Raw genomic sequence first — 13,711 nt, forward strand, 5'->3', positions numbered from 1 at the left:
GCTTCATCTCCCAGATACTTAGTCGGACAATAAACCTCGTGCCGCTTTGAACGCAGTTAGACTGCCAGTTGTTACTAGAGGTAAAGGGGGGGTAGAGGAGTGAATAGCAGGCTCACAAGAGTGTCGTAAGACGGTGAGAAATATTTGAGCAGCCAGGACGAGGGTGATGTGTCGATGCCAACCATGCCAGGAACGAACTTCGTACTCTCCTAAACCTAGCTGGTCTTTAGCAAATTTAAAGCACTCCTCAATCCGCCACCTTTGCCCGGCGATTTGAACCATCGTTTCTAGGGTAGTATCGCTCTTAGCAAATACTTGATAGTAGCTGACGCGAGGATCTTCAGGGTGTTCTAGAGAGCGGCGGAACAATAACCAACGTTGAAAACCATCTGATCTGTCACAATTAACTGGCACTTTCGCCCAGTCATAGTATCTTTCTCCCTTACTGCCAGCTCCACAGCTAAGACGTTGCCACAGCTGGCTGTCCGGCTGAGGTAACAGTTCTTGGGCTTGATAACGTTGCCAGCCAATAACTACAGGCTGCTTCTTGCTGACCGTGAGTATATACGGTTGTTTAGCAGTCTTTTCCAGCCACCACCACAATGAACCATCGTTGCCATAAACCTCATCAGCAACAAACCAGGCGGGACGTATTCCGTCTTTAAAAGCTGATTCCAACATCTGTTGTGCTAGTTGAGGTTTAGTCGCAAATGTGATTGATTTTGGAACTGCTCCCTTCTTACGTTTGCTTTGATCTTCACTCCATGTGCGCGGTAGATACAAACGGCGATCGATCAACGTATGTCCTTTGTCGCTAATGTAGGACATGAACACACCTACCTGGCAATTCTCCAAATGTCCAGTTGTGCCATAATACTGCACCTGTACGCCTACTGACTGCTCTCCTTGCTTCAGAAAACCTGTTTCATCAATTGCCAAAATATCTGTTTCACTCTTCAAATGCTCCACTGCATACTTTCTAATTTCTGCACACACTGCGTCCGCGTTCCACTGCGCCCGTCCTAGTAAATGTTGGAAGCGATAGGGATTGCTATACCCTACCTGTTCTGCCATTTGCCATCCATTCTTCCGCTCAACTGGGCTTAGTAGTGCCTGGATATAGTCATACGCTGCAAGACGTGCTTCAGAACGAGCGAAGTGCTTTCCCAGTTTTTGCTGAAACGCTTTCAATCTACTGCTCCATTGGGAGAGCGCTTCTAATGCAACACCTGTTAAAAACACGTTGGATGTATCAAGCATTGCTAAACTGTATTTCCTTACAAATCTAGTTTAGCTTATCTACAACTGTAATATTGAGATGGCACGCGGAAATACCAACCTGTCTGTCCAGTGCGCTGAACTTGTAATGCTAGATCTCGGATTCGCCAGCGACGCGACAATTTCCAGCACGGTTGGCGAGGCTGGGATACCTGAACCTGAGCTTCACCAATGTCATAGATATCCCCAATGCACACAGATGCTTCAGTTTGATCTGCAACCGTAAAGTTCTCTCCAAAGGCTCCGTAGGAGAGATCGGGCAAATTCAAACGCGATCGCCAGAAGGGATAGTGTTTAGCCGCATACACCAGTACTGCTTTTTCAACACCGCCATGACGTTTGAGATCGGCTTGACCATCTCCAGCTAAGTTGGTGCTTCCAAGCCAGGTCTTTCCCTGAATCGGTTCTTTGAAGAATCCAGTAGACCAGGGACGATCCATTGGATCTAGTGCATTTGCAATACCAAGTAATTTGGGTAGTCCAACCTGAATCGAAAGAATCTGGGCGACCATTTATCCCTCCTTTGTAAAACACAAATAAGGTACAACCTATTTTCGACTGAGGAATATGAGATGAGCCAATCGGATTATTGAATAAACGTTTCTACTGGATAGTTCCTCGTTCCATCACTGAAAACATCAGAGCGTACAAAGATTTCTTCGGACTCCAGTGCATGAATATCGATGCTCTCCCGTTTTACCTCTGGTGTTAGCATCTAAATAGTCGAGATATCTAAACCATACAAAACAACTTGCCTAACTGTCAAGTTGTTTTTCGATTAAAATTAGTTTTTAGCTTCGAGTTTCAGCTAGTTAGAGCGACCAAAGTGAAAGAATGCAGATGAGTAGAGGTTTTGGAGAATGACAAACGATCGCTGTAGGGGTTCCTAAAAAAAATAGTCGATTTGACTGATAGGCAATATAATAAACTAAGTTGCTGAATAGAAAACTGATGGAAAATTCGAGCGAGACCCTTCTCAAGTCTGAATTAACCAAACTAGGACAACAGTTACGTACTTTAAGAACTGAACGGGGTTGGACTTTAAGCGAACTGAGCGAAAAAGCAGATGTGTCTGAGGCATATTTGTCACGCTTAGAATGTGGCGAACGACAGCCCTCACTGGCAGTTCTGTTTAACTTGGCACGGGTATACGGAGTTTCACTACCCGACCTATTTGGCTCAACTCCAGAAAACTCAGAGCCAGTGGCTCCGGACCGGAAAGCTTCTGCGGGTGTTGTGATTCGCGCAGGCGATCGTCTGCTTCAAGAAGGCAATGGGCTGCGCTACACTTCTCTAGCTGGCGGGAACCATCTCGCCGATCTGCATCCACTCCGAGTAATCGTGCCTGTCGATCGACAAGCAGAACATCACTATCAGCATAGCGGTGAAGAGTGGCTCTATGTTCTCTCCGGTCAGTTAATCCTGACTTTAGTAGACGAGCAGTTTTTACTCAATCCGGGCGACGCGGCTCATTTTGATGCATTTCTCCCACACGATATCTCTGCGACCGGAGAGCAAGACGCTGAGATTCTTCTGGTTGCCTGTACGCCCACACGCTCTTTATTGAAAAGTTACCTCTCCGAGAAACGATAATGAGAATTCACTATTTACAGCATGTTCCCTTTGAGGGGTTGGGCAGCATTTCGACTTGGATGACCGATCGAAACTATTCGTTATCCTCTACCAAACTTTATGCCGACGATCCCTTACCGACTGTGAATGATTTTGATTGGTTGATCGTCCTAGGCGGACCCATGAATATCTACGAGGAGGATCGGTACCCCTGGCTAATTGCAGAAAAACAGTTAATTAAGCAGGCGATCGAGAAAGATAAATTAGTGCTTGGTATTTGTCTAGGAGCACAACTGATTGCTGATACTCTAGGTGCAAGAGTGTATTTGGGTCAACACAAAGAAATTGGATGGTTTCCAATCGAAACAACAGAAGCAGTTCAGCAATCCAAAGTTCTTGAATTCTTACCCTCAGAACTGACCGTTTTTCATTGGCATGGGGATACATTTGAATTACCAGAGAAAGCCATCCGTCTTGCCTACAGTGAGGGCTGTGCCAATCAAGCATTCCTTTACGGCGACAAGGTGCTTGGCTTGCAATTTCACTTGGAAGTCGATCGGCAAGGTGTACGGCAAATGATTGAGAATAGTGCATCAGAATTAGTTGCAGGAAAATATGTTCAGAGTTCCGAGGAGATGCTTTCCGCAAATAGGAATTTTGCAACGATACATAAAGTTATGTACCACTTCCTTGAAATGCTCTCATGCCACGATCGCAAAGCTGTCCAAAATAGATAAGTTACTGGAATGTGACTTAGACTTGATTGGAACCTTTGACCTGCTCAAAGCTTACTAACCGGAGCGTAAATTAGTTAACTCAGATCTTGCAGCATTCTCGATAAGCAAGAATGGGTAAAGGTTTGAGGATAATTTCAAAATCGAATTGTGCAGCAATGTCAGCATTGACTCGGATGAACCGCAGCAATTGTAACCACAGAACCGAGGGAAACAGTACAGTTAATGCCAAATCACTGGCAGCTTTCCAATCCAGGACAGGAGGTAGTGACCATTGGTCAATCCAATGCGCCAATAGATAGGCAATTAGCGCTCTTGATGAGCCAGCGATAGACACCAAGTTTCGTAGTTTGCCCAAAGCGATGCAGCCCAAAACGATGTTTGCTCGTTTTGAAAAAGCCCTCAATGCAAGAGCGCTTACGTCCTAGCCGCACCAGATAAATGCCAGAGTAAGGATGGGTAGAAACGACAAAGCGCAGTTCTCGCTTGCCTTCGGCTCGTTTGAGCCAGAACCAGGACACCGTCAGTGGCTGTGTGTCTCCCGCTAAATACACCTGTTGTCCACGGTTGGCATGGCGATACAGTTGCTTTAGATGACGACCGTCCTGCATTTTGCGATTGCAGCGCATCCCCACGACTGCTCGCCACGACTGCTTTCGCACTGCTTTGAGAAACTCTACGGTGCCAAACTCCGTATCTGCCTGTACAATGACCACCCTGCCCTGACTCAACTGGGTTGGAACCGTTGCCAACAACTTGCAGGCTAATTGTACTGGGCGCTTGATAGCCTTTGCCCCGCCAGACCCGAAAGCTCCAAGGCACTCGCCACTCACCCACCACCAGGTACAATACTACTAAATGTAATCCCCGCTTACCGTTAAGTATTCTCACCCAGGGGTCAGGTGCCTTGGGGTCATTCGTCGGCGTACTCAACTGCAAAAACTTGCCGCACTTTTCGAATGTCGTTAGATCGATCGACACTCGCAAAGGAGTGCTTGGATGAGGGGGATGAGCGGTCACTTGCTGCAACACCATTTGACGAGTCGTGCGAATCACGCTACGAGTAGACCAATTGTAGTGATTCAAAAATCGACTCAATGAAGAAGCGGATTTCACCTGGGTGTGCTGGGGTAAAGGATATCCTTGAGCTTCAAGAAACAGCCCGAACAGGGCGTTTAGACTGGCTTTCTGGTATGTGCTAGGCATTAAGCAAAGAAGGCTATAGACTAGCCCTTGGGCGTATTCGACGATGGTTTCCATAATCGTCAACTCAAATTATTCCTACGCCCTTTCTTCCAGATTTTGGCTCTTTTGGCAACCCTTTATTGAGAATGGTGCAAGATCTCAGTTAACGTAGGAGATGTAGCTACGTCCTTCAAATTTGCCGCACAGCCCAAGTTGAAAAAGCTGAGATTCGCGTTCGGTGATGAAATGGGCGTGCGCTCTGATGATCGAGCAGGTCGTTCCTACGGACGAGTTGGAACTACACCCATTGTGCCAGGTACGGGACAGCGCTTTGGGGTTAACAAGTTATCACTAGTGGATGGAGGCAGTCAACTAATTATGGGCAATCAACCGGATTTGATATTACTAATGAGAGCGGGGTATGGTGAACACTTTTGTTCAATTGTCATTTCTTATGAATCAACTTCTGGAGAGCATTTAGCGAAATAAATAGGTGTTCACCATACTCCGCTCCTAGTAGTAGTACACAACGTTACTCTCATGTTGTGCAAAATTTATGAGAGTGAGAAATACGTTGAAACGCGCATCTGCCTGGGCTGTTCACTATTTTATGCTTTGGTTAGTATTTATCTTCCAGAGCAATAGCACGAAGAACCAGCCTCCTTGGAAGGATGTTCTAAGGATTGGTTGTGAGTAAACCGTAGGAGTCTTGAATTTGGATTGTAAAAACTTTTTGACCCGTTGCCTTTCAAGTTCACAAGATTGAGAAAATAGCAGCCCAATCGCTGCTGGGTGAAGTTACGTCCATCAAACCAACTCCAGTGTCAAGCGATCTTAGTCTGACATTATCGCCAAACCCAAATCTGCTCGGTTTGATAAAATTCCCCGCGTTGTTCGAGCACGAATCCATTATGCAGTAACGCTAGCCAGACCTGCACCAGCGGCATTCTTAAAGATTGCACAAGCTTTGGCAATGGCACCGCCCGATCGTTCTGATTCAACCACGCCGCAATCGCTGCCCCCCACACTGGGAAACATCCTCTTCGTGGGAGACGGCGATCGCTCGTCGATACGCCACTTCTGGGTCAATCAGTTCTGTCTTTGCCAGCGCATCGATTAAGGCGTGTCGATCAATTGGAGCAACAATTGATTGTATACCGTCAACGTTACTCAACTGGGGTGCTTTACGTGGTAAATTAATTAATGGCTCGATGTACGGCTCGAAGTCAATTTGCATTGTTTGGCGCACGTAGCGATCGAAGGCATCTTGGGGCATAAGAGCTGATTTATAAAGTAAAAATCAAGCAGCTAGTCGTCTCAGCATCAGCCGTACCATAGCAGCGTAGACCATAGATTCACTTATTTCCGGTAGGAGTTCATAATCCTTACTTAGTCGTCGATAGCGTCCTAGCCAGCCAAAAGTTCGTTCAACTACCCATCTTCTGGGCAAAACTTCAAACCCATCTGTAATCCGCTTAACTATTTCTACTTCTGCACCGCAGACTACCATTACAGCTTGTGCAAAATTCTCTCCACTGTAGCCACTATCTGCCCAAATTAGCTCTAAAGACTTAGAGTTATAGCACTCTTCTAGCAATGCCACTATTGCTCCTAATCGTTCTGAAGCATTAGCTTCGGTGATTACTACACCCATTAGTAGTCCTTGAGGATCTACTACGACATGGCGTTTGCGACCTTTAACTAGCTTGCCGCCATCAAAGCCGGATACTTCCCCTTTTTTTCCGTCGTTTTTACGGACTGGCTATCCACAATTGCAGCAGTAGCTTGATGAGATTTGCCCAGCTTCATCCGTACTTGTTCACGTAAGGCAAGATTTATCTGCTGCCAAATTCCTCGTTTTTGCCAACGCCGAAAGTAATAATAAACCGTTGAATAGGGTGGGAAGTCATGTGGTAGCATCTCCCAAGCACAGCCAGTTTTCAGCAAATAAAAGATGGCATTTACTACCTCACGCATATCCACAGTACGTGGATGTCCTCCTGGTCTTACAGGTGGAATTAATGGTTCAATGATTTGCCATTCTCGATCGGTTAAATCACTTTTGTAAGCTTTTCTACTCATGAGGCAATGCTTTGGGCTACTGTCTTGTCATAGTAAAAGCCTCTTGCCTCCATTCTCGCTGCTTTCAACTTTTCTTTATAAATGACCTCTAAGGACAATCAGGATTGAAGCAACGATAACGTCGTTTACCATTAGGAAGATGTCCCGTGTTTCTTCACATCCGTACTTTGACAATGAGGGCAGTGAACGGCTAGCAAAACAGTCATTATTCTTCATTAAGCCACTGATTAAACTTTAGCCTTTCTCTGGCTTCTCCAAATCTCTCTTTAACAAATCTAAAACACTACCCCTTCTCCTAGGGTTGAGCGATACGACCTTCCACTACTTACGCCACGTTCTACTAGACCGTGAAACCGTACTAGATTAGCCCAGGTCCTTTGTGTCGCCAGTCATGTTCCATGGTCAATTTACCTTCTTCATCTTCCGGCAACTCTTGAAGTAAGTGAAGGCGTTCGGCTTTTCGTTCTAGCTCTTGTGCTTTCAAATCTCCTGGTTCGCAGATGTACATTTCCGGCTCAATCGCGTAGTTATTAATCAGTCCTTCTCGGTCGATGGTGTACCCATCTCGGGTGTGAATACGTTCTAGATCTGCGGGGCGATCATGCTCAAGATGACCGAAATTCTTACCTTCTCTAGCTTCTCGCGCTACAGTTTCGGCGGGAATAATATGCGGATCGTAGTGAGGAATATTTGGATTAGGATCGCTTTGAGCTTTCATCGGTTCCTCCATGCTGTTTGAAGCAATTATCTGAGGTCGCTCAACGATCTTATTCTAACTCTTATAGCGATGGGCTACCCCGATGCGCGTTGTCGGGGATTTTTCTTTTGGTGCTGGGCCCGCTTCTAGCTAGAGGTACTGTTGGACTACACGACTCCCTAAAGACATAATCAGTTAATCAAAAATCCACCTACTTCTCCATCCTTGAGACTAAGTCTAGCTAAGAAATCATCACCGCCATCAAGGAACGTTAATTTCCACAAGTAAACTTGATATCCCTGCTGTTTCAGTTCTCCTAGAAAAACTGGCGAATATCCCTTTTTCATCCGAGGAGCCAGTTGTGCACTAACTTGCGTAAACATTTCCTTTGTAATACCTTGTTTGAAGGCAACGTTTCCTTGAGCTACGAAGTTACCGTAATTGTTTTCTTCTATTGCCGCCATGAGAAAAGTAAAAATTGTTGGCACGGATTTTTTGGGCTGCTGCATACTCTGAGCTTGTTCTACTTGTTGTATCTGAGCGCTAGTACCTTTTATTTGAGCCAAAGCGAAAGATGATACGCTAACAATCACTATTGCAAAGAGCAATCCAATCTTTCTCATTTGTTCATCTCCTTTAAAGCGCCTTTCAAGCTATTACACGCTGTCTGTTCGGTGCTGCGGCGATTGTTTAAAAAATTAATCTAAGCAAAGTTTGTCATACAGTAGACCTCTTGCGTGAATCAGGAAGAACGGGCAAGCTCAAGGTTGATGATAGCAGCAATTAAGTTGAAGCGTAAGCCAAAACGCCTGCGTCGATTACGATAAGGCTCTGCGAGGATGCGGAATATTTTCAACTTGCGGTTGACATGCTCAGCCACTACCCGCAGCCGTGCCAACAACCGATTGTGTTGGCGCTCGAACTTGTCAAGCTTTGCTTTGCGCGGCTTCTTAGTCGGCGTACAACTGCTCGAATGTAATTTGGTAATGCTTTGATACCCTTTGTCACTCAAGCAGAGTCAGTAGATCGATAAGTTTACTTGGTCAAGGGTAAAAAAACGGCTCGAACCACTGGAAAATGGTGTTCCACCGCATGGCATAAGAATTCCAGCATCGTTTTAAGGGGAAATAAATGCTGATAAACCAGACGTGGGCCGAAACGGCTGCGACTAACAAAATGCCAGCGCAAATAGACCCACAAATTGACTAACACAAATGCCAATGCCACGAATAATAGACGCACAACCGGATTTTTGGTAGTGGTACGAATCCGGCAAAGATTCTTGCTTCGGTAACTGGTTTCAATGCCAAAGCGAGAGCGATAATTATGATGCAATGTAGACAGGGCAAGTTTGATGCCGTGGACGGCATAAACCAAATACTGAATCCCTCGTCGTCCCCGCTGCCCCCGTTGGTAGCGACAGACCACGCCCATGTTGCACTCGACTGCTCCATAGGAGCCACTCAACCTGTAGGTCGTGAAGTAGCTCTTGCGCCCTTTCAGCAGCTGCCGAGTGCCACCTTTTTTGCCCCGAATGATGGCAGGCATGATAAACGGGAGGTTGAGCGCTTTGAGCCAGCGAATTACTGGAACACAGAAAAATCCTCGGTCGAGATACAGACGTTTGATTCCCAGTCGCAGGGGCGAAAGGGCTGCTAGCAGATACGTCAAGGTTGCCACTAACGTTTCTTGTCGATGCACTGCATGAACTGCCAACGTAACACGCTTGTTTCGAGCAATCACATAAACAGTTGCGTAGGCGAAGAACGAGGTAGTGCCCAATTTGGCTTGAGAACGATAGATGTAAGGTTGCTCGGCTGGAGTTGGATTGCCGTAGTATGGAATCAAATGTAAGTCGATCGCCAGGCGTTGCTTGCCTCTGGCAATGCGGGGTGGTACTCGGCTTTGTAATGCCTGATTCAGTTGCGCTTCCAGACCCTGCATCTCATCCAACTTGTCCAGATGATAACGCATCGTGTTTCCGGTCGGCACTCCCGTCAGTTGTTGGGTTGTGTGTTCGATGCTGTCCTGCTTGCTTGCCGCTCGAATCAAGACTTGAAATATTGTTTGCGGGTTGCAATCTCCTTGAGTCGGAATTGTCAAATGCTCCAGCAGACAATCCAATGCTGCATTCAAGGTAGCTTCATCAGTCAGCGCCGGGGCAGCAGATAATGGGGATGGGGATGACAGGGTCATGGCTCAACTTTGATCAATGCTTGCCTGACTCTACCCCTTTCTTGGAGAATTTTCGATCTACTGAGAGTTGCTTTGGCAGCATTGGGATGCGAGCCCGCTTGAACAGGCGAAAATCATGGACTCGTCCTTTGCCAAACGTGGTGCAAATGATCTGCCCGTTGGCTTGATTGACCACCACTTGCGTTTTCAAGGTATGTCGTTTCTTCTTACCACTGTAGTAGGCTCGCTGTTTTTTTTGGGCGTTCGATGGGGCTTTCGGTAACATCGACCACAACTACGCTCCAGGTGTAAGCGTTCTGATCAAGCTGCTTTTTCCCAGGTAGATGAAACTTACCAGACTTCATCAGCAACATTTCTACCTTGTGGATGAGGCGGCATACAGCTGACTCGCTCAACCCCCAACTAGTGGCGATGTGGAATTGAGTGCGATATTCTCGCCAGTACTCAAGGACTAACAGGAGTTGGTCTTCAACCGTGAGTTTGGACTGTCCGCCCCGTTTTCCACGTCGGTCGAGATGAGGGCGTAGTACCTCCACTATCTGCTCGAAGATGTCTCGATGAACGCCGCATCTGCGTTTAAAGGCGCTAGGCTTGAGAGATTTGAGCTGCTCATAGGTCATGGCTGGTTTCCTCCTTGACCTACTTCTACCCTCCTTTTACCTATTCACGCAAGAGATCTATTGACGTAATCTTGCAACCATGACCAACTTACCTGAGTCACTCTAGCAATTTCTCGTAGTGAAATTCTCTCTAGTAATAATCGGTCAATCAACTGTTTTGTTTCTTTAGAAATAGTTGTTTTAGTAGGATTGACAACGAATTGACGACCGCAGCTTTTACATTGATGTTTTGACTTACCATTATGAACTGAGCTATTTTTAATCAAATGTCTAGAACTACAGGTAGGACAGGCTCGGTTTGGGATTTCTTCACACTTTTCCTGGGGTAGTTCTACTAACTCTCGTACTACGTTAGACAATAGAATCATGAATGAAGAAAGTAAGAACGCCAAAATAGTTTTCATCAAAACGCCAATTTACAATTGATTAATTGGGAGTTAATTATATTAGTTAATATTGTACGCACTCTTGACGGTACAAGGGTCCTGCCTCACCACTACTTTCATATCACTACCTAATGCTGAAGCGATTCGCTGCTTAAGCTTTTGTTTACGAATCAGCTCTAAAAATAAGCCGCAGGAGAAAAATGGGATAGCACCATTCCCCAATCTCCTAAGTTTGGAGATTGGGATGACTGGCAGTCCTTTTCCTACTAATGGGACTTTAAAACTTTCTAAGCCCAAATATAGCCGAACTTAGCTCTGTGAGAGGCAAATACATCAACATGCTCATTAAGCCAGCGGACCAAACGAAACTCGACTGCGGTGCGGAATGCCTCCAATGCTTCGGCAAAGGTTTGTAAGGGTTTGGTTGCCCAACGTCTGCGGAATCCGCCGGTCAACTGATGCCAAAGGATGAAGGTGTAAGCGATGAACACTAAAACCCAATGACGCTTCATACTCAGAGCATCCCGAACTTGATACTCACTCAAACCCAACCAGCCCTTGGCTTCTCGATAGAAGACCTCCACCCAGTTGCGAGCAGAATATGTTTGAGCTACCCAAGCCGCACTGACTTGGTTGTCAGAGGCATTGGTGAGAAAGTAATCCACCTCCGTCGCTTGCTCGAAACTAGAGGCATTGAGTTGAATCGCCAGCCAGCGAGTGCCTTCGAGCTTCGGAACGTGAACTGGTAACAGCGCCACCCAAACTGTCCGGGGCTGCTCCAGATTGAGTTGCACAGGTGTGAACTGCTCCACTGCCAAGGTTTGAGCAATAGCTTCTAATCCCTGCTTACGAGCAGACTCATCACCTGATGTTTGAGCAGTAACTTGGCGGTTTTTGGCGATTGCTGCCACGTAAGTTAGGTTTCTCGACTCCAACTGCTTGAGAAAAGGCGTGTTATTACCGTAGCCTGCATCAATTACAGTCACACCCGGTCGATAACCGCGCTTCAAGCATTGGTCAACCAAGTCTAGAGCCAGGTCAGGTTTTTTCTGGAAGTTGGGGTCTGCCTTGCCTTGCTCGAATAAACTTGCGTGTTGATAGAGTGCAACATCTAACGGCAGACGTCGCACTCCATCATACAAGTAGGTAGTCAGCAGCACAATACCATTGTCAGTCTTGCCAATCTCCCCAATGTACTGCCGTCCTACCCCATCAGTAGCCGCACCACTTTTGCGATGTCCCGAATCATCTACAATCAATGTGAAACCTTGACTCGGGGTCGTCTGGCGACACTGGTGCATCACCTCCAACCGCCGATTATTTAGCTTGACTTCATCCCAAGGGGCATTGTTGAGAAAATGTCTGAGGCTGTTGTAGGAGCCATCTACTGTATTTGTGACCAGTTGGCTCAGGTTTTTGCGCTGACTCTCACCCAGCAGTCCCCCTAGATAAACACGAAATTCCTGCCGCTGCTTCTGACGCGAAAATACATCATCAAACCGACGACACCAGTTCTCAAAGCACTGCGGCATCGCTGCTGGTACTTGATCTTTCACCTTACGTTGCTCCTGTCGAGACTGACGTAAAACGCAACTCCTACCCGCATTCTAGCTCAATTTGCTCCATCTTTCTTACAAAGTCCCACTAATTATTTTTAGTGCGGGCTTGACAATATGTGGAGTGCCAAAATGCCGTTTGAAGAGGAATTAGACATCTAGAGTGCGCTCGCGCTTTCCCCTCATTGTTTTAGTTACGCCAGAAGAGGAACGGGCGCTGGCTGTGGTGAAAATGGTGTGCGCCGCTACGGCGCGCAATTGCTAACTCTATTGGTGTTTGGGAAACACTAGAATTGGTGGTTTCTGCCCAAGAACTTTTCTGCTCATGCAACTCAACCCAAGTAGAGTAATAAATTTACAGCATTACCTTCAATAGAAAGGTAGGATAATGGCAACAGTATAATTTAACCATGCAGCCTAACCCTCTGTTTCTGAATCTGCCAGCTTTAGAGCAGGCGATCGACCGCTACCCCTTGATGGTTGGGGCAGATACTTCTGTAGTAGATGCCATTTCCCTGCTCGGACAGGCGCGAGGCATCAGTTGCACATATCCTAGTTTCAAACAATGGTCAAGCTGGAGCAACTGGAATCAAAAACAAGCTGATTGTGTCCTAGTAGTAGAGGGGACACAGTTAGTGGGGATGTTGACGGAGCGGGACGTGGTACGGCTAAGTGGGTTTGGAATTGACTTATCTAAGATGACAGTTGCCCAGGTGATGAGGCAGCAAATCATAGCTCTAGCGCCATCAAATGAAGATGTGCTGAGCGTACTATCGCTATTGCGTCAGCATCGGATTCGACATTTACCAATTCTAGATGGAGCGAGTAAATTAATCGGAATTGTCACACCTGAAAGTATTCGTCAAGTGTTGGCAGGAGTGAATCTATTCCAAGAGCAATGCGTAGCACAAGTGATGACAAAGCAGGTAGTTCATGCACCGGCTAGTACGTCGCTACTGGGTGTAGCTCGGCTGATGAGCGATCGTAACGTGAGTTGTGTGGTGATAGCAGAAGCAGACACTGAAAATTGCTTAGTGCCAATTGGAATTATCACCGAGCGAGATATCGTGCAATTTCAGGACTTGGAGCTAAATTTAGCCCAGACACAAGCGGCTGCGGTGATGAGCTGCCCCCTGTTTTGTCTGGGTGGTGCGAATTCTTTGTGGTTTGCCCATCAGGAGATGCAGCGTCACCGTATCCGGCGGTTGGTCGTAACTGGGGAGCAAGGAGAGTTAGTGGGAATTATCACTGGGACAAGTTTGCTGCAAGTTTTTGAGCAGATGGAAACGTGCAGCATGACTTCAGTGTTAGGGCAAAAGACGCAACAGCAGACAATTAATCTCAGGCAATCCACTAGGCAATCACACCACGAGCTCGTTAAGTACCAGCAAAAAGAAATGGCGCT

At 46.5% G+C, this 13,711-nt stretch carries 16 protein-coding genes and 3 pseudogenes; 4 read left to right on the forward strand and 15 right to left on the reverse strand.

The features are described from left to right. Positions 1-18: 18 nt before the first annotated feature. Both N4J56_RS37670 and N4J56_RS37675 read right to left on the reverse strand, forming a co-directional pair. Positions 19-1,260 (reverse strand): IS701 family transposase, encoded by a 1,242-nt coding sequence (locus N4J56_RS37670; protein WP_317104652.1) that lies wholly within the window; start codon positions 1,258-1,260, stop codon positions 19-21. Positions 1,261-1,295: 35 nt separating this feature from the next. Then, positions 1,296-1,790 (reverse strand): MOSC domain-containing protein, encoded by a 495-nt coding sequence (locus tag N4J56_RS37675; protein ID WP_317112056.1) that lies wholly within the window; start codon positions 1,788-1,790, stop codon positions 1,296-1,298. Positions 1,791-2,229: 439 nt separating this feature from the next. Between N4J56_RS37675 and N4J56_RS37680 the strand changes: the two genes are divergently transcribed. Both N4J56_RS37680 and N4J56_RS37685 read left to right on the forward strand, forming a co-directional pair. Further along, positions 2,230-2,871, forward strand: a complete 642-nt coding sequence (locus N4J56_RS37680; RefSeq protein WP_317112057.1) for an XRE family transcriptional regulator — start codon at positions 2,230-2,232, stop codon at positions 2,869-2,871. After that, on the forward strand, positions 2,871-3,587 hold the full coding sequence (locus N4J56_RS37685; protein ID WP_317112058.1) for a type 1 glutamine amidotransferase: 717 nt from the start codon (positions 2,871-2,873) through the stop codon (positions 3,585-3,587). The genes N4J56_RS37680 and N4J56_RS37685 overlap by 1 nt, the downstream gene beginning before the upstream one ends. A gap of 79 nt (positions 3,588-3,666) precedes the next feature. Here N4J56_RS37685 and N4J56_RS37690 read toward each other — a convergent pair whose 3' ends face one another. Both N4J56_RS37690 and N4J56_RS37695 read right to left on the reverse strand, forming a co-directional pair. Continuing rightward, positions 3,667-3,816, reverse strand: coding sequence for a hypothetical protein (locus N4J56_RS37690; RefSeq protein WP_317106469.1), 150 nt, complete (start codon positions 3,814-3,816; stop codon positions 3,667-3,669). Positions 3,817-3,862: 46 nt separating this feature from the next. Continuing rightward, positions 3,863-4,336 carry a transposase gene (locus tag N4J56_RS37695; protein WP_317106468.1) on the reverse strand — a complete coding sequence of 158 codons (474 nt, stop codon included), beginning with the start codon at positions 4,334-4,336 and terminating at the stop codon, positions 3,863-3,865. A 685-nt stretch (positions 4,337-5,021) separates the two neighbouring features. Between N4J56_RS37695 and N4J56_RS37700 the strand changes: the two genes are divergently transcribed. Continuing rightward, positions 5,022-5,258, forward strand: coding sequence for a hypothetical protein (locus N4J56_RS37700; RefSeq protein WP_317112060.1), 237 nt, complete (start codon positions 5,022-5,024; stop codon positions 5,256-5,258). A gap of 508 nt (positions 5,259-5,766) precedes the next feature. Here the strand turns inward: N4J56_RS37700 and N4J56_RS37705 are convergent. From N4J56_RS37705 to N4J56_RS37745, 11 genes and pseudogenes are all read right to left on the reverse strand, one after another. Next, positions 5,767-6,045, reverse strand: coding sequence for a hypothetical protein (locus N4J56_RS37705; RefSeq protein WP_317112061.1), 279 nt, complete (start codon positions 6,043-6,045; stop codon positions 5,767-5,769). A 24-nt stretch (positions 6,046-6,069) separates the two neighbouring features. Next, a protein-coding gene (locus tag N4J56_RS37710) for an IS5 family transposase (RefSeq protein ID WP_317106049.1) occupies positions 6,070-6,851 on the reverse strand; the annotation gives its coding sequence in 2 pieces (ribosomal slippage) (positions 6,070-6,518 and positions 6,518-6,851; 783 coding nt in all). 131 nt (positions 6,852-6,982) lie between these two features. Then, positions 6,983-7,057 (reverse strand): IS1 family transposase, encoded by a 75-nt coding sequence (locus tag N4J56_RS41655; RefSeq protein ID WP_410500831.1) that lies wholly within the window; start codon positions 7,055-7,057, stop codon positions 6,983-6,985. Between the two features lie 152 nt (positions 7,058-7,209). Beyond that, positions 7,210-7,569, reverse strand: coding sequence for a hypothetical protein (locus tag N4J56_RS37715; protein WP_317112062.1), 360 nt, complete (start codon positions 7,567-7,569; stop codon positions 7,210-7,212). Between the two features lie 170 nt (positions 7,570-7,739). Next, positions 7,740-8,171 (reverse strand): hypothetical protein, encoded by a 432-nt coding sequence (locus N4J56_RS37720; RefSeq protein WP_317112063.1) that lies wholly within the window; start codon positions 8,169-8,171, stop codon positions 7,740-7,742. 119 nt (positions 8,172-8,290) lie between these two features. Further along, positions 8,291-8,560 (reverse strand): annotated as a pseudogene (locus tag N4J56_RS37725) (transposase family protein); the annotation flags it as partial. Between the two features lie 23 nt (positions 8,561-8,583). Next, the gene (locus tag N4J56_RS37730; RefSeq protein WP_317106316.1) at positions 8,584-9,744 is read right to left on the reverse strand and encodes an ISH3 family transposase; all 1,161 of its coding nucleotides are present in this window, start codon (positions 9,742-9,744) and stop codon (positions 8,584-8,586) included. Positions 9,745-9,757: 13 nt separating this feature from the next. After that, entirely contained in the window at positions 9,758-10,009 is a 252-nt protein-coding gene (locus N4J56_RS41660; protein ID WP_410500799.1) for a transposase family protein, read from the reverse strand. Next, positions 9,951-10,364 (reverse strand): transposase family protein, encoded by a 414-nt coding sequence (locus tag N4J56_RS37735; RefSeq protein ID WP_317112065.1) that lies wholly within the window; start codon positions 10,362-10,364, stop codon positions 9,951-9,953. Before N4J56_RS37735 ends, N4J56_RS41660 begins: the two co-directional genes overlap by 59 nt. Before the next feature lie 59 nt (positions 10,365-10,423). Further along, positions 10,424-10,669 (reverse strand): annotated as a pseudogene (locus N4J56_RS37740) (IS1 family transposase); the annotation flags it as partial. Positions 10,670-11,037: 368 nt separating this feature from the next. Next, positions 11,038-12,306, reverse strand: coding sequence for an IS701 family transposase (locus N4J56_RS37745; RefSeq protein WP_317104593.1), 1,269 nt, complete (start codon positions 12,304-12,306; stop codon positions 11,038-11,040). A 476-nt stretch (positions 12,307-12,782) separates the two neighbouring features. Here N4J56_RS37745 and N4J56_RS41665 point away from each other — a divergent pair. Beyond that, a pseudogene (locus N4J56_RS41665) lies at positions 12,783-13,565 on the forward strand (CBS domain-containing protein); the annotation flags it as partial. Positions 13,566-13,711 lie beyond the last annotated feature (146 nt).

It is taken from the genome of Chroococcidiopsis sp. SAG 2025, assembly GCF_032860985.1.
Taxonomy (GTDB): Bacteria; Cyanobacteriota; Cyanobacteriia; order Cyanobacteriales; family Chroococcidiopsidaceae; genus Chroococcidiopsis.